This window comes from Nocardia sp. NPDC051832, assembly GCF_040681285.1.
Taxonomy (GTDB): domain Bacteria; phylum Actinomycetota; class Actinomycetes; order Mycobacteriales; family Mycobacteriaceae; genus Nocardia.
Genome location: NZ_JBFAYL010000008.1, coordinates 192,158 through 214,884, shown reverse-complemented (window position 1 = coordinate 214,884; position 22,727 = coordinate 192,158). Strand labels below are relative to the sequence as shown.

Sequence of the window (22,727 nt, the reverse complement as noted above, 5' to 3'; positions counted from 1 at the left end):
GGCGCAGCCGTCCGGGCCGCCCGGTCGGCGGTGTGATTTCCGGGTCCTGTAAAGGTTGGCAGGGCGGGAGGTCGTGGTCCCGCGGTGCTGAAATTCATTTGTGACCAAACCGGGCGACCGGTGTGTACGAAGTCGTTGCAGTGTGCTCTTGCTCGTCGCTACCCCTTTCCGCATTCGAGGTCGAGACAAGGAGTTACTTATCGATGGCGCAAGTTTCGCAAGTGGGGACCGTCGACCGGGGGACTGATGTCGATGCCGGGTTCGATGCGGTGGCGCACGCTCGGTCGATTGTCGGGGAAACCTATCGTCTGGCCGACTACTACGAGGTCGGGCGGGAGAAGGTGCGGGAGTACGCGGCGGCGGTTCGGGCCACGCATCCGATCCATTGGGATGAGGCGGGGGCGTTGCGGCACGGTTATCCGGCGCTGGTGTGTCCGCCGACGTTCAGCTCGCTGATCGCGGCGGTGGTGCAGCGGGCGTTGACCGAGCTGTTGGTCAGTTACAACTTGGGTGCGTGTGTGCAGACCGAGCAGGTTCTCGACCTGCGGCGGCCGGTGCTGGCCGGAGACCGGCTGTACAGCTCGATCGGATTGCTGTCGTTCCGGCAGGCTTTCGGCGGCGACCTGCTGGTGCTCGCCAATACGATCACGAATCAGCGCGACGAGGTTGTGCTGATCAGCGAGACCAGTTTGATCGCGCGCTCCCAGCCCACGATCGACACCGAGCTGAATGCGTTGATAGGCAACGTCTTACGTACCGAATGCGCCGTCGGCGAGTCGGCGATCCTGCCGGACCCGGTTCTGTCGCGGGCCTCGGAGCCGGCGGGGGAGCCGCTGGCAGCCGCTCTTGTTCGTTCGTGCGCCGACGTCGCAGCCGGGGACGAGTTGCCTTCCCGCACTATCACTCTCACCCTCGGCGATCTGGTGAACTACGCGGGAGTGGCGGGGGATGCCAACCCGATTCACTGGCATTCCGGCGCCGCGGGGATGGTCGGCCTCGAGCGCGGTGTGGTGGCGCACGGCATGCTGACCATGGCGCTCGGCGCGGGCTATCTCACCGACTGGCTGGGTGATCCCGCCGCGCTGCGGGTCTACAGCGTGCGGTTCACCAGCCCGGTGTATGTGACGGATACGCCGAGCGAGATCGTTTTCAGCGGGCGGATCAAATCCGTCGATCCCGAAACCCGCACCGCTGTCGTGGCGCTCACCGCGACGCACGACGGCCGCAAGATCTTCGGCCGCGCCGTCGCGACGGTTCTCCTGCTCTAGCCAGGGCGCAACAGCTAACAGTAGCTGGAGCAGGTACCCGTCAGCACCCGGCGCCGTGACGTGTAGTGTGTTCCCGGATTTCGTGCCGACCGGCGCGCCGAACACTCGCGTGGCGTCTACCGACCGCTTGTTCGCCTGTCCGTGTCGCTCGGCATGACCCTGTGATGCGTGAAGTAGCCTGCGCCATAACCAATCTCGAGTTCGGTGTTCGTCATGCTCGTTTCAAACGATGTGGAGGGCGCGTGGGTGGTCAGCTGGGTCTCGGTGATCTGCGAGTGGCAATTCACTTGAAGTTTGCTAGACAGTGCAAGCCGATCAGGGCAAACCGTCGGCGAATGTTGTTGGGCCACACCGCGAACTCGATGACCGCCAATCCGTGGTGGTCGAGCAGATCGGTGCCGGGGACAACGCAGTCGCTGACTCCCGCGCCGACGCCGCGTCGCTACCGCGACACGCCCGAGGCGGCGTCGTCGTATGAGATCCGGCCTGCGCTGTCCCCCAAAAACTATCGTGCCCCGCGCACTGAGCGAGAGAAGACCTTGACCAAGTTGTTCAGCGAAATCCTCGGCGCCGGCCGAGTCGGCATCGATGACAGTTCCTTCGCGCGAGAGGCGGGCCTGTGATGATTCCGTTGTCCTTCGCGCAGCGCCGCCTGTGGTTCATCCATCGGCTGGAGGGGCCCTCGGCCACCTACAACATGCCGCTGACAGTCCGGTTGACCGGTCCGTTCGACGCGGCCGCCTTCGCGGCGGCGATCGGCGACGTCGTCGCCAGGCACGAGAGCCTGCGCACGGTCTTCGTAGAGGTCGACGGCGTGCCCGGTCAGCGGGTGCTCGAGGCGGACCGCGCCGAGATACCGGTCCTGATCACCGACGAGACGCCGGACGAGCTGGACGCGTCGGTGCGCGCGGCCGCGCGCTACGCGTTCGATCTGTCGACCGAGATTCCGTTGCGCGCCAGCGTGTTCCGGTATGCGCCCGAAGAGTGCGTCGTGATGCTGCTGATGCACCACATCGCGGGCGACGGCTGGTCGATGGCGCCGCTGCTGCGCGATGTGTCGCAGGCCTACGCCGCTCGCCGATCCGGGCGCGCCCCCCAGTGGGAGCAGCTGCCCGTGCAGTACGTCGACTACACGCTGTGGCAACAGGAACTGCTCGGCTCGCAGTCGGACCCGGACAGTATGCTGTCGCGGCAGTTCGAGTACTGGCGCGACGAGCTCGCGGGTCTGCCGGAGCAGCTGCGGCTGCCCACCGACCGGCCGCGCCCCCGGGCGGCCAGCTACGGCGGGGACACGCTGGTTTTCCGGATCGATCCCGAGATGCGCGCCGCCGTGGAGGGTCTGGCGAGCCGTGACGGCGCGACGGTGTCGATGGTGCTGCAATCGGCGCTGGCCGTCCTGCTGTTCAAACTCGGTGCGGGTCAGGATATTCCGATCGGCTCGCCGATCGCGGGCCGCACCGACGAAGCGCTGAACGATCTGGTCGGCTACTTCGTCAATACCTGGGTGCTGCGGGCCGGGGTCGATCCCGCCGCGTCGTTCACCGAGATCGTCGGCCAGGTGCGCGCGAAGGCGCTGGCCGCCTACGAGAATCAGGACGTCCCGTTCGAGCTGCTCGTCGAGCTGCTCAACCCGGCGCGTTCGGCGTCGCACCACCCGCTGTTCCAAGTACTGCTGAGCTTCCAGAACAACTCCGCCGCCACGCTGGAGCTGTCGGGCGTCGAGTTCGAGCCCTACGCCCTGCCCGCGGTGACCTCGCAGTTCGATCTGACCTTCAATATCGGCGACGCCGCCGCGGGGGAGCGGGGCAACGGGGACGCGCCCGCCGGTTGGGACATGTACGTCGAGTACGCCACCGACCTGTTCGACCGGTCGACCATCGAGGCGATGGCGGCGCGGTTCTCCCGGATCCTGGGAGCCGTCGTCGCCGAGCCCACCGCACCGGTGGGCTCGATCGACGCCCTTGCCGCCGGCGAACGCGAGCTGGTGCTGCGGCAGTGGAACGACACCGCGACCACGGTGGATGCGCAGGCCGACGTCGTCGGGGTGTTCCGGGCGCAACTCGCCAGGACGCCCGAGGCGGTCGCGGTCGTCTGCGGTGACGACGAGCTGACCTACGGCGAACTCGATACCCGATCCAGCGCGCTGGCGCGGCAGCTGCGTACCCGCGGGGTGCGGCCGGACAGTGTTGTGGCGGTGGCGTTGCCGCGGTCGGCGGAACTGATCGTGGCGTTGCTCGCCGTGCTGAAGGCCGGCGGCGCGTACCTGCCCATCGATCCCGGATACCCCTCGGACCGGGTGGCTTTCGTGCTCGCCGACGCCGCACCGGTGGTCGTGCTGACCGATTCCGCCACCGCGCAGGTGTTGCCGGACAACGAAACACCGCTGCTCTGCCTGGACACGATGGTGGCCGGGGAGTCGGCGGGCCCGGACCCGGTGGCCGGGGTCCGACCGGAGAATCTGGCGTATGTGATCTACACCTCCGGATCGACCGGCGTCCCGAAAGGCGTTGGCATCACCCATCACAACGTGGTGAGTCTGGTCGCGCAGGCGTGGTCCGCGGGGCCCGGCGACCGGGTGCTGGTGCACTCCTCGATCGCCTTCGACGCGTCGACCTATGAGATCTGGCCCGCCCTGTGCGGCGGCGCGACCTTGGTGGTCGCCGGGGAGCAGCGCTCGGATCTGGGGGAGATCACCCGGCTGGTGCAGACCGCGTCGGTGACGAAGATGTTCGCGACACCCCCGTTGCTGTCCGCGCTCGTCGATCACGTGGAGGCGTTGCCCGACAACCCGTTGCAGAGTCTGCGGCAGGTGAACACCGGAGCGGACACCCTCACCGCGGGGCTGGTCGACGCGCTGAAGATCAAGTGCGGCATCGAGCGGGTGGATAACCTGTACGGCCCGACCGAGGCCACGGTGGACGTGACCTCGCACCTGATCCCCGACGATATCGTCGGCGAGACCGTGCCGATCGGCGCGCCGGTGGCCAATGCGCGGGTGTTCGTGCTGGATTCGTGGTTGATGCCGGTTCCGGTCGGCGTGGCCGGTGAGTTGTATGTGGCCAGTTCCCAGCTGGCCCGGGGCTACCACAATCGGCCGGAATTGACCGCCGCGCGGTTCGTGGCCGATCCGTTCGACCCGTCCGGCGGCCGGATGTACCGCACCGGCGATATGGTGCGCTGGACCGCGGGCGGAGTGCTCGAGTTCGCGGGCCGGGTTGACGATCAGGTCAAGATCCGCGGCTTCCGGGTGGAGCCCGGCGAGGTCGAAACCGTGCTGGCACAGCATCCTTCGGTGTCCCAGGCGGTGGTGGTCGCGCGCGACAGCGGCGGCGGCAAGCTGCTCGTCGGCTATGTGGTCGCCGACCGGACCGGCTCGGTCGAGGGCGGCGGGCACGCGGGCGCCGACGGACTCGACGGCGCGCAGGTGCGCCGGTTCGCGGCCGAGCGGCTGCCGGACTTCATGGTGCCGTCGGTGGTCATGGTGATCGACGCGGTGCCGCTGACCGCCAGCGGGAAGTTCGATCGCGGCGCGCTGCCGGTGCCGGAGCTCACCTCGTCGGTGGCCTATCGGGCCGCCGAGACTTTGCAGGAGCAGATGCTCGCGGCCCTGTTCGCCGAGATCCTCGGCCACGACCGGGTCGGCGTGGACGACAACTTCTTCGCGCTCGGCGGTCACTCCCTGCTGGCCACTCGCCTGGTGAGCCGGATCCGGGTGGTGCTCGGCGTCGAGGTGCCCATTCGGACGGTCTTCGACGCGCCCACGGTGGCGCAGCTGGCGACCCGCCTCGGCGACCGCGCCCGGCCGCGGCCCGCCCTGCTGGCCGGTCCGCGCCCGGCGTCGGTGCCGCTGTCGTTCGCGCAGCGCCGGCTGTGGTTCCTGCATCGGCTGGAAGGTCCGTCCGCGACCTACAACCTGCCGTTGGTGGCCCGGCTGCACGGGGTGGACGAGTCCGCGCTGTGCGCCGCGGTCGGTGATGTCGTCGCCCGGCACGAGAGCCTGCGCACCCTGTTCGTCGAGGCCGACGGCGTCCCGGTGCAGCGGGTGGTCGAGCCCGGCCACGCCGTGGTGCCGGTGACCGTCGTCGAGACGGGGGCAGCCGAGCTGGCGGCCGCGGTGGACTCGGCGGTGCAGTACGCCTTCGACCTGTCCGCGGAAATTCCCGTGCGCGCCACCGTCTTCCGGTCCGGCGCCGGGGACTGCGTGCTCGTGCTCCTGATCCATCACATCGCGGGCGACGGCTGGTCCATGGCGCCGCTGCTGCGCGATCTGTCGGAAGCCTATGCCGCGCGCTTGCAGGATCGGTCGCCCGGCTGGGAACCGCTGCCCGCGCAGTATGTGGATTACACACTGTGGCAACAGGAATTGCTCGGGTCGGCGGAGGATCCGGACAGCCTGCTGTCCCAGCAGTTCGAGTATTGGCGCGCCGAACTCGGCGAACTGCCGGAGCAGTTGCGGGTGCCGACCGATCGGCCGCGGCCCCGGGTGGCCAGTTACCGCGGTGACGTGGTGGCCTTCGACATCGATCCGCTGTTGCGCGCCGAGGTGGAGCGGGTGGCCGGTCGCGCGGGCGCCACGGTATCGATGGTGTTGCAGTCCGCGCTCGCGGTGTTGCTGTTCAAACTCGGTGCGGGCGAGGACATTCCGATCGGCTCGCCGATCGCGGGCCGCACCGACGAGGCCCTGAACGATCTGGTCGGGTTCTTCGTCAACAGCTGGGTGTTGCGGACCCGGGTGACCGCGGAGACGCCGTTCACCGAGCTCGTCGGCCAGGTCCGGTCGAAGGCGCTGGCGGGCTACGAGAATCAGGATGTTCCGTTCGAATTGCTGGTGGAGCTGCTGAATCCGGTGCGCTCGGCGGCGCATCATCCGCTGTTCCAGGTGTCGCTGGCATTTCAGAACAACACCGCCCCGGCCTTGGCGCTGCCCGGCGTTCGATTCGAGCCCTACGGCGCGTCCATCGCGACCGCGCGGTTCGATCTGTTCTTCAACGTCGCCGACGCGCCGGCCGGACAGCCGTGGAACGGCTTGGTCGAGTACGCGACCGACCTGTTCGACCGGTCCACGGTCGAGGCCATGGTCGCGCGATTGGTGCGGGTACTGCGGCAGCTGGCCGACGATCCCGGCATCGCGGTCGGGTCCGTCGAGCTGCTCGACGCCGACGAGCGCGCGGTGGTGCTGCACCGGTGGAACGACACCGCCGTGGCGGTGCCGCCCGGCACCGTTGTCGATTCGATCGACGCGCGGATCGGCGCGTGCCCGCAGGCGACGGCACTCGTCTGCGGCGACACGGAGATCTCGTATCGGGAGCTCGATGACCGGGCGGATCGTCTTGCGCGGGCGTTGATCTCGCGCGGGGTCGGCCCGGACAGCGTTGTCGCGGTGGCCTTGCCGAGGTCCGCCGAGCTCGTCGTGGCGCTGCTGGGTGTGCTGCGGGCGGGCGGCGCGTACCTGCCGATCGATCCGGCGTATCCGTCGGATCGGCTGGCGTTCATCCTCGACGACGCCGCGCCGGTGCTGATCGTGACCGACGCCGCGACCGCGGGCGCGTTGCCGCCGACCGCGGCAGCGCACCTGTACTACGACACGGAGACGGCGGCCGCGGGGTCCGCGCCCGTCCGGACCACGGTGGGGCCGGACAATCTGGCCTACGTGATCTACACCTCCGGCTCCACCGGTGTGCCGAAAGGCGTTGGCATCACGCACCGTAACCTCGCCAGCCTGACCGCGCAGGCGTGGCCGCTGGCGGCGGACGATCGGGTGCTGGCGCACTCCTCGATCGCCTTCGACGGCTCCACCTATGAGATCTGGCCGACGCTGGCCAGTGGTGCGGCCGTGGTGGTGGCCCGCGAAGCGCGGTCGGACCTGCTGGAGATCGCCGAGCTGGCGGCCACCCGGTCGGTGACGAAGATGTTCTCGACGCCGCCGATGCTGTCCGCCCTGGTCGACCACGCCGATTCGCTGCCGGGCGATCCGCTCCGGAGTCTGCGGCAGGTCATTGTCGGCGGCGCCGAACTCACCGGGGATCTCGTCGGCAAGCTGACGGCGAAGCACACCGGTGTCCGGCTCCTGAACGGGTACGGGCCCACCGAAACCACGGCCTGCGTGACCAATCACGACGTCGTGGCCGCGGCCGCCCCCATCCCGATCGGGCAGCCGCTGGGGAATGTGCGGGTGTTCGTGCTGGATTCGCGGTTGCTGCCGGTGCCGGTCGGCGTTCCCGGCGAACTGTATGTCGCGGGCGAGCAGTTGGGGCGCGGCTATCGCGGCCGGGCGGGACTGACCGCCGCGCGATTCGTGGCCGACCCGTTCGATCCGGCCGGCGGCAGGCTGTACCGCACCGGTGACGTGGTGCGCTGGAATCGCGACGGGCAGTTGGCGTTCGTCGGCCGGATCGATGATCAGGTCAAGATCCGTGGCTTCCGCGTCGAACCCGGCGAGATCGAGAACCAGCTGGCGCGCCATCCCGCGGTCTCGCGGGCGCTGGTGCTCGCGCATGACACGGCCGGCGGTAAACAACTCGTCGGTTACGTCGTCGCGGACCGGTCCGCGCCGGGCGGCGACGGACTCGACGGCGCGGACGTGCGCGCGTTCGCGGCCGAGCAGTTGCCCGACTACATGGTGCCCGTCGCGGTGATGGTGCTGGACGCGATGCCGCTCACCGCCAACGGGAAGGTCGACACGGCCCGGTTGCCGGAGCCGGAGATCAGCGCCGCGGCACGGTATCGCGCGCCGCGCACCGCCGGAGAACGGATCCTGACCGCCGTGTTCGCCGAGCTGCTCGGGCTGGACCGGGTGGGCGTCGACGACGGCTTCTTCGAGCTGGGCGGCGACAGCATCCGCTCGATCCAGGTGGTCTCGCGGGCTCGTGAACTCGGGGTCGAGATCAGTCCGCGGGAGGTCTTCGAGCATCAGACGGCCGCGGCGCTGGCCGCGGTGGCCGCCGGTCGCACGGCGGCGGCGCCGGTGCTGGCGGAGTTGCCCGGCGGCGGCGCCGGGTGGTCACCGCTGCTGCCCGCCGCGCGCTTCGTGCGCGAACTCGGCGCGGGATTCGACAGTTTCGCGCAGTCGATGCTGCTGGAGTTGCCGGTCGGCATCGATCGGGCGGGCCTGGCGGCGACCTTGACCGCGCTGCTCGAGCGGCACGATGTGCTGCGGTCCCGGCTGCTCGAGGACGAGCGCGGCGCCGGGCTCGAGGTGGGCCCGGCCGGTGCGGTCGAGGTGGACGGATTGCTGCGTCGGGTGGAAATTCCGGCCGCCGAGCAGCATTCGGCGGAACGGACCTCGGTGATCACCGAGCAGGCCCGCGCGGCGGCGCACCGTTTGGCGCCGGCGGCGGGGGTGATGATCCAGTTCGTGTGGTTCGACTCCGGCCCCGCCGCGGCGGGCCGGCTCTGGATCGTCGCCCACCACCTGGTGATCGACGCCGTGTCGTGGCGGATTCTGTTGCCGGACTTGGCTTCCGCGTGGCGGGACGTGTCGGCGGGAACAACGCCGGCGCTGCCCGGCGTGGGCACCTCGATGCGCCGCTGGGCGCACGGGCTGGCCGAGCAGGCTGTCACGCCGCGCGTGGTCGGCCAATTGCCTTGGTGGCGTGCGATGTTGGCAGAACCCGAGCCGATGCTGGGCAGTCGGCCGCTGGATCCGGCCGTCGACGTCATGGCGACCGTCGAACAGGTGCGCGTCCAGCTCCCGGCGGCGGTCAGCGAAACATTGCTGACGACCTTGCCCGCCGCGTTCCACGGTGGGGTCGAGGACGGGTTGCTGGCGGCGCTGGCGGCGGCGGTCACCCGGTGGCGCGACGACGCCGCGGGCGGAACCGACTGTGCCCGTGCGGAATCGGTGGTGATTCGGCTGGAGGGGCACGGCCGCGAAGAGGACGCCGTGCCCGGCGCCGATCTCGCGCGTACCGTCGGCTGGTTCACCAGCATGTACCCGGTGCGCGTGACCGCGCCGGCGCAGTGGGATCAGCTCTGCGCCGGTGCTTCCGCGGCGGGCACCCTGATGAAATCGGTCAAGGAACAGCTGCGCGCGGTGCCGGACAAGGGCATGGGTTACGGACTGCTGCGCTACCTGAATCCCGAGACCGCCCCTGTCCTGGAACAGTTCTCGCCCGGCCAAATCGGGTTCAACTACCTCGGCAGGCTCACCAACGCGGACCTGCTGCCACAACGGTGGCAGGGCGCCGGCTGGACTCCGGCCGGTGACGCGGGCGCCGCCGCGGCTCCCGATCCGGCGATGCCGGCGCTGGCCGTCCTGGATGTCACCGCGATGGTGGTCGACTCCGGTGACGGCCCGGTCCTGCAAGCGGTGCTGGCCGCGCCGACCGGCGTGCTGACGAAGGCCGAGACGACGCGCCTCGCCGATCTGTGGCGGGACGCGCTGATCGGCCTCGCCCGGTACGCCGCGACGCCGGACGCGGGCGGGCTCACCCCGTCGGATCTGCCGCTGGTCCGGTTGGGGCAGAACGACATCGACGGGCTCGAGGCGCGGTATCCGGGTCTGGTCGACGTGTGGCCGCTGACGCCGATGCAGGCCGGGCTGTTGTTCCATCAGGCGCTGGCGGATCCCGGCTCGGACGCGTACCACATGCAGGTGGTGTTCGGGCTCACCGGCGCGGTCGAACCCGAGCGGATGCGGGTCGCGGGGCAGGGCTTGCTGGATCGGTACCCGAACCTGCGGGCGGGATTCACGCCCGGCCCGCACGGCCGGCCGGTCCAGGTGGTCGTCCCCGGAGTCGAACTGCCGTGGCGGGCAGTGGATCTGCGCCACCTCGACGCGGAACATCGCGAGGCGGCGGAACAGCGGCTGCTGGCCGAAGATCAGTGCGAGCACTTCGATCTGGCGGCCCCGCCGCTGCTGCGCCTCACGCTGGTGCGGCTGACCGATGAGCGCTCGAAGCTGGTGCTGACCACCCATCACGTGCTGACCGACGGCTGGTCGCTGCCGCTGATGATCCGGGAGTTGCTGCGCCTCTACGCTTCCGACGGGGTCGCGGCGGACTCGCCGCAGCCGCCCAGCTACCGCGAGTTCTTGACATGGCTGGACGAGCAGGACTCCGAGGCGGGAGCGGAGGCGTGGCGGCGGGAACTCGACGGCGTCACCGAACCCACCCTGCTCGCGAGCAGCGTGCGCGGTGGTGCCGCCGCCGATGCCGCCGAAGTCGAGCGATTCGAGGTACCGCTGTCCGCCGAGATCGGTGCGGCGATCAACAGGCGGGCCGCCGAACTCGGCGTCACGGTCAACACTGTCGTGCAGGCGGCCTGGGGCATCCAGCTCGCCGCCGTCACCGGACGCCACGACGTGACCATCGGCGCGACCGTGTCGGGTCGTCCGCCGGCGATCCCCGGCGTGGACGCGATGATCGGGTTGTTCATCAACACCGTGCCCGTGCGGGTGCGCTTCGGTCCGCGGGACACCTTGGCCGAGCTGCTCACCGATGTGCAGGCCCGCCAGACGGCGTTGCTCGACCACCATCATGTCGGCCTGAGCGAGATTCACCAGGCCGCCGGGGTGTCCGTCCTGTTCGACACGCTGATCGCGTTCGAGTCCTATCCCGTGGACCGCGCGGGGATCGCCGAGGTCACCGACGCCAGTGGCCTGGCGATCACCGACCTGCGGCCGAATGCCGCGACGCACTATCCGCTCACGGTCATCGCGGGCGCGGAACCGACCTTGACGCTGTACCTCGAGTACCGCACCGACGATGTCGATCGCGCCGGTGTCGAGGCGATGGCGGGTCGTCTGGTGCGCATCCTGCGGCAGGTGGTGGCCGACCCGGCGGCGCCGGTGGCCTCGATCGATCTGCTCGGCGCCGACGAGCGTGACCTGGTGCTGCGCCGGTGGAACGACACCGCGCTCGACGTCCGCGACACCACCGCGGCCGGACTGTTCGAGGCGCAGGTCGCCCGGACGCCGGACGCGACCGCGCTGCTTTTCCGCGACAGCGTGGTGTCCTATCGCGAGCTCGACGATCGAGCCGCGCGGTTGGCGCGGGTGTTGCGGTCGCGCGGCGTGGGCTCGGACAGCGTGGTCGCGGTCGCGTTGCCGCGGTCGGTGGAGTTGATCGTGGCGTTGCTGGCGGTGTGGAAGGCGGGTGGTGCGTATCTGCCGATCGATCCGGCGTATCCGTCGGATCGGCTGGCGTTCATCCTGTCCGATGCGGCCCCGGTGGTCGTGCTGACCGACCGCGCCACCGCGGGGATCCTGCCCGACACCACGGCACCGCTGTATCTGGACGCGCTCGATCCCGCCGAGGCAACGCAACCCGCGGTGTCCGGCGCGGTCTCGCGGCCGGAGAACCTGGCGTATGTGATCTACACGTCCGGTTCGACCGGTGTGCCGAAAGGCGTTGGCGTCACGCACCGCAATGTGGTGAACCATGTGTCTCAGGGCTGGCTGAGCGGGTCTGCCGAGCGGGTGCTCGTGCACTCGTCGATGGCTTTCGACGCCTCGACCTACGAGATGTGGGCGGCGCTGTGCGCCGGTGGCGGCCTGGTGCTGGCGGGCGAATTGCGTTCGGACCCGCGCGAAATGCTCGACCTGGTGCAGAACCACGCGGTGACAAGGCTTTTCGTCACCCCGGCGCTGTTGACCGTGCTGCTCGACTACGCGGCGACGCTGCCCGGCAATCCGTTCCAGGGTGTCGCGCAGGTGATCGCCGGTGGCGCGGAGCTGACCTCGGCGCTGGTGCGGCGGGTGCGAGCCATGGCCACGGACGTCGAGGTGCTCAACGGCTACGGGCCGACCGAGACCACGGTGTTCGCCACGACCTTCGCCGCGGACGCGGACGCGGCGGGCTCGGTGCCGATCGGGCGGCCGCTGTCGAATATGCGGTCGTATGTGCTGGATGCCTGGCTGCGGCCGGTCCCGATCGGGGTCGCCGGTGAGCTGTACGTGGCCGGTGCGCAGCTGGCGCGCGGCTATCAGGGCCGACCGGGCTTGTCTGCCGCGCGGTTCGTCGCCGACCCGGCCGATCCGGCGGGTGGCCGGTTGTATCGCACCGGAGACGTGGTGCGCTGGACCGCGACGGGAGCGCTGGAGTTCGTCGGACGCGTCGACGATCAGGTCAAGATCCGTGGCTTCCGCGTCGAGCCCGGCGAGATCGAAACGGTGCTGGCGCACCATCCTTCGGTCGCGCAGGCGGTGGTCGTCACCCGCGACACCGAGACCGGCGGCAAGCAGCTGATCGGTTATGTGGTGGCGGACCGGACCGACGGCGCGCCGGCGGCCGACGGCGGGCAGATCCGCGAGTTCGTGGCCGAGAGCCTGCCCGACTTCATGGTGCCGGCGGTCGTCATGGTGATCGACGCGATGCCGCTGACCACCAACGGAAAACTGGATCGCCAGGCCCTGCCCGATCCCGAGGTGACCTCGACGCGGCGATACCGCGCGCCGGCGTCGGCGGCGGAGGGCGTGCTGGTCTCGGTCTTCGCCGAGGTCCTCGGTCTGGCGCGAGTCGGCGTGGACGACAGCTTTTTCGAGCTGGGCGGCGACAGCATCCGGTCCATCCAGGTGGTGGCGCGGGCGCGGGAACTGGGCGTGGAGATCAGTCCGCGCGAGGTGTTCGAGCACCAGACCGCCGCGGCGCTGGCCGCGGTGGCGAGCGGGCGGGAAGCGGCCGTCCCGGTGCTCGCGGAGCTGCCCGGCGGCGGGACCGGGTGGATGCCGCTGCTGCCGGTGGCGCGCTTCGTGCGCGAATTGGGCGGCGCGTTCGACAGTTTCACGCAGGTGATGGTGCTCGACCTGCCGGTCGGCATCGATCGCGCGGGGCTGGTGGCGACGTTGTCGGCGGTGCTCGACCGCCATGACGTGCTGCGCGCGCGGCTGGTCGACGACGAGCGCGGGGCCGGACTCGACGTGGCGCCCGCGGGCACGGTGGACGTGGACCACCTGGTCACCCGGGTGCCGGTGGCCGCGGAGACGGCCGAGTCGGTGATGTCGGAGATGGCGGCCGCGGTCCAGCGTTTGGCGCCCGCCGCCGGCGTGATGGCCCAGTTCGTGTGGTTCGACGCCGGGCCGGACCAGGCGGGCCGGTTGGCCGTGGTGGCGCACCACCTGGCTGTCGACGGCGTATCGTGGCGAATCCTGTTGCCCGACTTGGCGACCGCCTGGCAGGAGGTGTCCGCCGGGCGGACGCCGGTGCTGCCGAGGACCGGAACATCGCTGCGCCGCTGGGCCCATGGACTGGTCGAGCAGGCGGCCGGACCGGAACGGATGGCCGAATTGCCTTGGTGGCGTTCGGTTCTCGATGGACCGGATCCGCTGCTCGGCAGTCGGCCGCTGGACCCGGCGATCGACGTGGTGTCCGATGTGGGGCACGCCCTCGTCCGTATTCCGGTGCCCGACACCGAGATCCTGCTCACCGCGCTGCCCGCGGCGTTCCACGGCAGTGCCGAGGACGGGCTGCTGGCCGCCCTGGCGACGGCCGTGCGACGCTGGCGCGAGCATCGGGGTGTGCACGAGGATTCGGTGCTGATCAGGCTGGAGGGACACGGCCGCGAGGAGCGCACCGTGCCCGGCGCCGACCTGTCGACCACGGTCGGCTGGTTCACCAGCATGTTCCCGGTGCGGGTGACCGCGTCCGGCGCGGAGTGGACCGAACTGCGCGCCGGCGGACCGGCTGTCGGCGCACTGATCAAGTCGGTGAAAGAGCAGTTGCGCGCGGTGCCCGACAAGGGCGTGGGCTACGGCCTGCTGCGCTACCTGAACCCCGAGACCGCCCAAGCGCTGCAACCGTATTCGGCCGGGCAGATCGGGTTCAACTATCTCGGCCGCTTCACCTCGACCGATCTGCTGCCGAACCGGCTGCGCGGTGCGGGCTGGTCGCCTTCGGTCCAGGCCGAACAGCTGACCACGCCGATGGATCCGGCGCTGGGGTCGACGCCCGCGCTGGCCGCCCTCGACGTGAACACGATCGTGCTCGACACCGCCGAAGGCCCGGTGCTGCAAGCCGTCTTCGCCTCGCCCACCGCGATTATCGCCGAGTCCGAGCTCCAGGAGCTGGCGGAGCTGTGGCGGGTGGCGGTCGACGGGCTCGTCGGGCACATCGCGGCGGGCGGCGGCGGGCTGACCCCGTCGGACGTGCTGGCGACGGGTCTGGATCAGAGCGAGATCGAGGCGCTCGAGCAGCGGTATCCGGGCCTCACCGATGTGTGGCCGCTGACGTCGATGCAGTCGGGATTGCTGTTCCATCAGGAACTGGCCGGCTCGGGCTTCGACGCGTACCACATGCAGATCGTGCTCGGCCTGGTCGGCGAGGTGGATGTCGAACGTATGCGGTCGGCCGGGCAGGGCTTGCTGGATCGGTACGAGAACCTGCGCGTCGGGTTCGTCACCGATCGCCGCGGCGACGCGGTGCAGGTCGTCCTCGACGAGGTGGAATTGCCTTGGCGGGAAGCGGATCTGCGTGCGCTGCCGGAGGACGAACGGAACGCGGCGCTGGAGCGGTTGCTCGCCGCGGACCGGGACGCGCACTTCGATATGGCCGTGCCGCCGCTGCTGCGGTTGATGGTGGTGCGGACGGGCGCGAACCGCTCCGAGCTGGTGCTGACGGCGCATCACGTGCTGTTGGACGGATGGTCGTTGCCGCTGCTGATCGTGGATCTGTTCGCCCGCTACGGCGGTTCCGGTGCGCCCGCACCCGCCGCCGAGTACAAGCACTTCCTGAAGTGGTTGGGCGAGCAGGACTCCGACGCGGGCGTGCGGGCCTGGCGCGCGGAGCTCGACGGCGTGCACGAGCCGACGCTGCTCGCCGACAGTGTGCGCGGCGCCGAGCAGCTCGATGCCGAGGCGCTGCCGGAGGTGGCGCGGATCGAGGTGCCGCTGTCGCCGGACACGGCTACGGCACTGTCCGGGCGCTCGGCGGAGCTCGGGATCACCCTGAGCACCATCGTGCAGGGCAGTTGGGGGATCGTCCTCGCCGCCGCGACCGGTAACCACGACGTGATAGCGGGCGCCACCGTGTCGGGTCGCCCGCCGGAGATCGCCGGCGTGAACTCGATGGTCGGTCTGTTCATCAACACCGTGCCGGTCCGGGTGCGCTTCGGCCCGGCCGACACGCTGACCGGCCTGCTGACCGACCTGCAGGCCCGCCAGACGACCCTGCTCGACTACCACCACGTCGGCTTGAGCGAGATCCATCGGGCGGTCGGCGTGCACGTCCTCTTCGACACGCTGCTCGTGTTCGAGTCCTACCCGGTCGATCACGCCGGTATCGGGGCGGTCGCGGATACCGGCGGACTCGCCCTCAGCGACTCGCGCCCGAACGCGCCGACGCACTACCCGCTGACGGTCATCGCGAACACCGCGCCGACCCTGACGCTGCAATTCGAGTACCGCCCCGACTCGTTCGACCGGCCGACGGTCGAGGCGCTGGCCGAACGGCTGGCCCGGATTCTGCGGCAGGTGGCCACCGATCCGGACACGCCGGTGCGCTCGGTGGATCTGCTCGGCGCCGGCGAACGCGAGCTGGTCCTGCGCCGGTGGAACGACACCGCCGCCGCGATCGAGCCCGGCCGCACCCTGGTGGGCATGTTCGAGGCCCAGGTGGCCAGGTCGCCGGAGGCGGTCGCCCTGCTCGCCGCCGACACCGCGGTGACGTATCGGGAACTCGCTGATCGAGCCGATCTCCTGGCGCGGGAGCTGATCTCGCGGGGGGTCGGGCCGGACAGCGTCGTCGCGGTCGCGGTCCCGCGCTCGGTCGAGCTGATCGTGGCGATGGTGGCGGTGTTGCGGGCGGGCGGCGCGTATCTGCCGATCGACCCGGCCTACCCCTCGGAACGACTGGCGTTCATCCTCACTGACGCCGCACCGGTGGTCGTGCTGACCGACCAGGCCACCGCGGGCATTCTGCCGGGCACGACGATTCCGCACCTGTACCTCGACACGCTGGAGTACGCCGCCGCGGCGGAGCGCGTCGACCGGGACGCGGTCCGGCCGCACAACCTGGCCTACCTGATCTACACCTCCGGGTCGACCGGTGTACCCAAGGGCGTCGCCGTCACGCACCACAATGTGGCGAACCTGGTGAGCCAGCGGTGGTCGACCGGGCCGAACGAGCGCGTGCTCATGCACACCTCGGTGTCCTTCGACGTCTCGACCTACGAGATCTGGCCGACGCTGTGCGGCGGTCACACGCTCGTGCTGACCGGTGAATTGCGTTCGGACCCGGCCGAAATGGTCGAGTTGATCGAGTCCCGGTCGGTGACCCGGGTGTTCTCGACACCGGGTCTGCTGCCCGCACTGCTCGATCGCGTCGAGAGCGCGCCGGGCCGGCCCTTGCGTTCGCTGGCACAGGCGGTCGTCGGCGGCGCGGAAGTGACCACCGCGCTGGCGCGGCGACTGTGGTCCCTCGCGCCCGAGATCGAGGTCGTCAACGGGTACGGGCCGACCGAGGCCACGGTGTTCGCGACGGTGTGCCTCGCCGATCCCGGCGCGACCGACGGGTCGGTGCCGATCGGTCGTCCGCTGACCAATGTGCGTGCGCTGGTGCTGGATTCGTGGCTGCGGCCGGTCCCGGTCGGCGTCGCGGGTGAGCTGTATCTGGCCGGAGCCCAAACGGCCCGTGGCTATTTCGGCCGTGCGGCGCTGACCGCCGGCCGGTTCGTGGCCGACCCGTTCGATCCGTCCGGCGGCCGGCTGTACCGCACCGGTGACGTGGTGCGCTGGAATCGCGCCGGGCAGGTCGAGTTCCTCGGCCGCGTCGACGATCAGGTCAAGATCCGCGGGTTCCGGATCGAGCCCGGCGAGGTCGAAAGGGTGCTCGCACAGCATCCTTCGGTCGCGCGCGCGATCGTCATCGCGCACGACACCGGCACCGGCGGCAAGCAGCTGGTCGGCTATGTGCTGGCCGACGGTGACCAGCTGGACGGGGCACAGGTGCGCGGGTACGCCGCGCAGCGGCTCCCGGAGTACATGGTGCCCGCCGCGGTGCTGGTGATCGACTCGGTGCCGTTGACCGTGAGCGGCAAACTCGATGTCCGGGCGCTGCCCGCGCCCGAGTTCGCCTCGTCGGCGGAGTACCGCGCGCCGCGCGGCGACGACGAGCGGGCGCTGGCCGAGCTGTTCGGCGAGGTGCTCGGCCGCGACCGAATCGGCGTGGACGACAACTTCTTCGAGCTCGGCGGCCACTCCCTGCTGGCGACCCGTTTGGCCAGCCGGATCCGGGCGGAGCTCGGCGTCGAGGTGCCGATCCGGGCGGTCTTCGACGCGCCGACGGTGGCGTTGCTCGCGACCCGGCTCGACGCCGGCGTGCAGCTGCGTCCGCCGCTGGTGCTCCGGTCCCGGCCGGAGGTGGTTCCGGCGTCGTACGCGCAGCGGCGGCTGTGGTTCATCCACCGGCTGGAAGGGCCGTCGGCGACCTACAACATTCCGCTCGCGGTGCGAATGCGCGGGTTGGACGTGGCGGTCTTGCGGGCGGCGATCGGCGATCTGATCGCCCGGCACGAGAGCCTGCGCACCGTGTTCGTCGAAGCCGACGGCCAGCCCGCACAGCGGGTGCTCGACCTGGACTCGGTCGAGGCGCCGGTGCTGCTCACCGACGCGGACCCCGCCGAGCTGGACGCGGCGGTGGCCGCGGCCGTGCGCTACGAATTCGACCTGTCCAGCCAGATCCCGTTGCGGGTCACCGTGATCCGGCCGGGCACGGAGGATTGCGTGGTGGTGCTGGTGGTCCATCACATCGCCGGGGACGGCTGGTCGATGGCGCCGCTGCTGCGGGACCTGTCGGTGGCCTACGCGGCCCGGCACGGGCAGCGGGCGCCGCAGTGGGAGCCGTTGCCCGTGCAGTACGTGGATTACACGCTCTGGCAACAGGATTTCCTCGGTTCGGCCGACGATCCGGCGAGCCCGCTGGCGCGGCAGTTCGAGTACTGGCGGGCCGAACTCGCGGACCTGCCCGAGCAGTTGCGCCTGCCGGTCGATCGGCCCCGTCCGCGGGTGGCGAGCTACCGCGGCGACATGGTGCTGTTCGACATCGATGCCGAACTGCGGGCCGGCGTGGAGCGGCTGGCGGCCCGCGAAGGCGCGACGGTCTCGATGGTGTTGCAGTCGGCGCTGGCCGTGTTGCTGTTCAAACTCGGTGCGGGCGAGGATATTCCGCTCGGCTCGCCGATCGCGGGCCGCACCGACGAGGCGCTGGCGGACCTGGTCGGCTTCTTCGTCAACACCTGGGTGCTGCGGACGCGGCTGACGCCGGGCGCGGCGTTCACCGAGATCCTCGGCCAGGTCCGGGCGAAGGCGCTGGCCGCGTACGAGAATCAGGACGCGCCGTTCGAATTGCTGGTGGAGCTGCTCAACCCGACACGCTCGGCGGCCCATCACGCGCTGTTCCAGGTGACCCTGGCGTTCCAGAACAACAGCCTGGCCAACCTGGAGCTGCCCGGCGTCGGGTTCGAGCCGTACCACGCGTCCCTGGCCGCCTCGCGATTCGACCTGTTCTTCAATATCGCCGATACGCCGGCGGGCCTGCCGTGGAACGGGCTCATCGAGTACGCGACCGAGCTGTTCGACCGGTCGACGGTGGAGGCGCTGGCGGCGCGGTTCGTGCGCGTCCTGCGCACGATCGCGGCGGATCCCGCCGCGGCGGTGGGGGCTATCGATGTCCTCGGCGCCGACGAGCGCGACACGGTGTTGCGCGGGTGGAACGACCGGACGATCGAGCTCGATCCGGACGGCACTCTGGTCGGGTTGTTCGAGGCGCAGGCGGCGCGGACGCCGGAGGCGGTCGCGGTGGTCTGTGCCGGGGCCGAGGTGTCGTACCGGGACCTCGATGCGCGCGCGGGCGAGTTGGCGGGCACGCTGAATTCCCTTGGGGTGGTGCCGGACAGCGTGGTGGCGGTCGCGTTGCCGCGGTCGGTGGAGTTGATCGTGGCGTTGCTGGCGGTGTGGAAGGCGGGTGGTGCGTATCTGCCGATCGATCCGGCGTATCCGTCGGATCGGCTGGCGTTCATCCTGTCCGACGCGGCCCCGGTCGTCGTCCTGACCGAGCACGGCACCGCCGACGCGCTGCCGGACACGTCCGTGCCGCGCCTGTATCTGGATGAACCCGGAGCGGTGGGCGGGGTCACCGGGTACCGCCCGGTGGTGCGGCCGCAGAACCTGGCGTATGTGATCTACACGTCCGGTTCGACCGGTCGCCCCAAAGGTGTTGGTATCACGCACCGCAACGTGGTGAACCATGTGTCTCAGGGCTGGCTGAGCGGGGCTGCCGAGCGGGTGCTCGTGCACTCGTCGATGGCTTTCGACGCCTCGACCTACGAGATGTGGGCGGCACTGTGCGCCGGTGGCGGTCTGGTGCTGGCGCGCGAGTCGCGTTCGGATCCCGCGGAGATGCTCGAGCTGGTCGCGAAGCATTCGGTGACAAGGCTTTTCGCTACTCCGGCACTGCTGTCGGTGTTGCTGGAGCGGGCCGAAGCGTTGCCCGGCAACGCCTTCGGCGGTGTGACGCAGGTGATCGCCGGTGGCGCGGAGCTTTCCGCGGAACTGGTGCGCAGGATGCGTGCCGTCGCCGCCGACGTCGAGGTGGTCAACGGCTACGGGCCGACCGAGACCACGGTGTTCGCCACGACCTTCGTCGCCGGCGTGGAGGCGGAGGGCGCGGTGCCCATCGGGCGTCCGCTCGGGAACATGCGCGCGTTCGTCCTGGATTCGGGCCTGCGGCCGGTCCCGGCCGGGGTCGCCGGCGAGTTGTATGTCGCCGGAGACCAATTGGCGCGCGGCTATCGGGGCCGGCCCGGACTGACCGCGACCCGATTCGTGGCCGACCCCTTCGATCCGGCGGGCGGCCGGCTCTACCGCACCGGCGACGTGGTGCGGTGGACCCCGATCGGCACGATCGAGTTCGTCGGCCGGGTCGATGACCAGGTCAAGATTCGCGGCTTCCGGGTGGAGCCGGGCGAGGTGGAGAACATCCTGGCCCAGCACCCCGCGGTGTCCCAGGCGGTAGTGGTCGCCCGGGACACTGATACCGGCGGCAAGCAGTTGATCGGTTATGTGGTGCCCGAACGCTCCGGACCGGCCGTCGGTGAAGACGAACTGGTCGGCCAGTGGCTGCGCGTCTACGACGAACTGTATTCCGCCACCGGCGAATCGGACGGTGCGGCGGCGGACGACGGGGTGCCGTTCGACGCGGACTTCGGTGGTTGGAACAGCAGCTACACCGGCGGGCCGATCGGGTTGGACCAGATGCGAATCTGGCAGTCGGCCACGGTCGAGCGGATTCGCGGGCTCCGCCCACGGCGCGTGCTGGAGATCGGCGTCGGGTCCGGCCTGCTGCTGTCGCAGGTGGCCCCGGACTGCGACGAGTACTGGGCGACGGACTTTTCCGCCGCGACCATCGATACGCTGCGGCGCCGTCTCGGCGAGCTGAACCAGGACTGGGTCGGCCGGGTCGAGCTGAGCGTGCGCGGCGCCGACCACACCGACGGGCTGCCGGAGAACTATTTCGACACCGTGGTGGTGAACTCGGTCATCCAGTACTTCCCGGGCGAGCAGTACCTGCGCCGGGTACTCGACGGGGTGCTGCGGCTGCTGGCCCCCGGCGGTGCGGTGTTCCTCGGCGATATCCGGAATCTGGCGCTGCTGACGGAGTTCTCCACGGCGGTCCAGATCGCGCGCAACGGCGGCGCCGATCCCGCGGCGGTCCTGGATCGGGTCAAGCGGGACATCGCCGCCGAGCAGGAGTTGCTGCTCGCGCCCGAGTACTTCCCGGCGCTGGCCCGCGTCCTCGATTTCGACGCCGTCGATGTCGAGCTCAAGCGCGGATACGCGGTGAACGAGCTCACGCGGTACCGGTACGACGTGGTGCTGCGCAAGGCTCCGGCGCGGCCGCTGTCGGTCGCCGAAACGCCCGAAGTCGAGTTCCGCGACCATGTCTGGCTGCACGCGCTGCTGCGTGCCGGTCATCCCGACGGCCTTCGGGTCACCGGGATCCCGCATGCCGGGCTGACCGGGCAGATCGAAGCCGTGCACCAGATCCGGGCCGGGCAGCCGGTCGACGGACCGGATGTTCCGCACGCGGTCGGTTTCGAGGGCATCGTCGGCGACCACGCCGCGCGGCTCGACGCCGGTCTGCTGCCCGAGGACCTGCATGTCCTCGGCGAGCGGTGCGGCTACACCACGGCGGTCACCTGGTCCAGCACCACGGGCCAGATGGAGGCGGTCTTCCTCGACGCCGCCACCGCACACGACCGGCCGCTGACCGGCGTGTACCGGACCGAGGCGGCCCTGGCCGATCCGGCGCGGTACGCCAACAGTCCGCAGGCCGGCCTGCTGGCCGCCGAGGTCCGCCGGTGGGCCGGTGAGCGCCTGCCGGAGTTCATGGTGCCCGCCACGGTGCTCGCGCTGGACAGCATGCCGCTGACGGCCAACGGGAAGATCGATCGCAGTGCGCTGCCCGACCCGGAGTTGTTGTCCGGCACCGAGTATCGCGGCCCGCGCACCGAGCGGGAGCGGACGCTGACGGAGTTGTTCGCCGAGATCCTCGGCCTCGACCGCGTCGGCATCGACGACGATTTCTTCGCGCTCGGCGGGCACTCGCTGCTGGCGACGCGCCTCACCAGCCGGATCCGGGCGGTGATCGGCGTCGACGTTCCGGTCCGGTTGATCTTCGACGCGCCCACCGTCGTCGAACTCGCGGACCGGCTCGACCAGGGCGGCACCGGCGGTACGGACTTCGATCCGGTCCTGATGCTGAAGACGTCGGGCTCGCGCGAGCCGCTGTGGTGCCTGCATCCGGGTGGCGGTCTCGGCTGGTTCTACCAGCATCTCGGCCGGCAGCTGCCGGATCGGCCGGTCTACGCCATCCAATCTCGTGGCTTGGACGGCGGGCCGACGGCGGGCTCCATGGCGGAAATGGTGGCGGACTACATCGATCGGATGCAGGCCATCCAGGGTGACGGGCCCTACCACCTGCTCGGCTGGTCCTACGGCGGCGTGGTCGCGCAGGCGATGGCGGCCGAATTGTCCAGGCGCGGCCTGCCGGTGGGCTTCGTCGGCGTCCTGGACAGCGAGCCGCCGCAGGGCGCGGTCGCGGACGCCGACATCACCGACGAGCAAGCCATGGCCGGTATCCAGGCGTGGGCCGACGACCGTTTCGGGGACCAACTCGAAGCCCCGGTCATCCAGGAATTGGTGCAGCGCCTGACCAAGGTGCTCGTCAACAACTGCAAACTGTGGGAGGGCTATACCTCACCCTTCTACGACGGTGACCTGACGGTCTTCGGCGCCACACTCGACGTGACGGGAAACCGCCGCGCCGACGTCCAGCAAGAGCTCGGGCAAGCCTGGCGCTCCTACATCGGCGGCCGCATCGAGGTCATCGAAGTCGACTGCGCCCACGGCGATTTCGACCGCCCGGAAACCATGGGTCTGGTCGGCCGAATGCTCAACGACCTGATGTGATCGGTCCGGGTGCGACCAGAACCCACGGTTCTGGTCGCACCCGAACCGCTTGCCGGGCA

At 70.3% G+C, this 22,727-nt stretch carries 3 protein-coding genes; all 3 read left to right on the top strand.

The window, feature by feature from the left end; all coding sequences use genetic code 11:
• Positions 1 to 203 precede the first annotated feature (203 nt).
• The 3 genes from AB0M14_RS36390 (at position 204) to AB0M14_RS36380 (ending at position 22,668) form a co-directional block, all read left to right on the top strand.
• Positions 204 to 1,268, top strand: a complete 1,065-nt coding sequence (locus AB0M14_RS36390; RefSeq protein ID WP_365004277.1) for a fused (3R)-hydroxyacyl-ACP dehydratase subunits HadA/HadB — start codon at positions 204 to 206, stop codon at positions 1,266 to 1,268.
• A gap of 335 nt (positions 1,269 to 1,603) precedes the next feature.
• Positions 1,604 to 1,891, top strand: coding sequence for a hypothetical protein (locus AB0M14_RS36385; RefSeq protein WP_365004273.1), 288 nt, complete (start codon positions 1,604 to 1,606; stop codon positions 1,889 to 1,891).
• Entirely contained in the window at positions 1,891 to 22,668 is a 20,778-nt protein-coding gene (locus AB0M14_RS36380) for a non-ribosomal peptide synthase/polyketide synthase (RefSeq protein WP_365004339.1), read from the top strand. Before AB0M14_RS36385 ends, AB0M14_RS36380 begins: the two co-directional genes overlap by 1 nt.
• Positions 22,669 to 22,727 lie beyond the last annotated feature (59 nt).

Excerpts from the sequence above, each read along its gene's own strand:
- AB0M14_RS36390 (WP_365004277.1), top strand. The coding sequence starts at position 204 with ATGGCGCAAGTTTCGCAAGTGGGGACCGTCGACCGGGGGACTGATGTC.
- AB0M14_RS36385 (WP_365004273.1), top strand. The coding sequence starts at position 1,604 with ATGTTGTTGGGCCACACCGCGAACTCGATGACCGCCAATCCGTGGTGG.
- AB0M14_RS36380 (WP_365004339.1), top strand. The coding sequence starts at position 1,891 with ATGATTCCGTTGTCCTTCGCGCAGCGCCGCCTGTGGTTCATCCATCGG.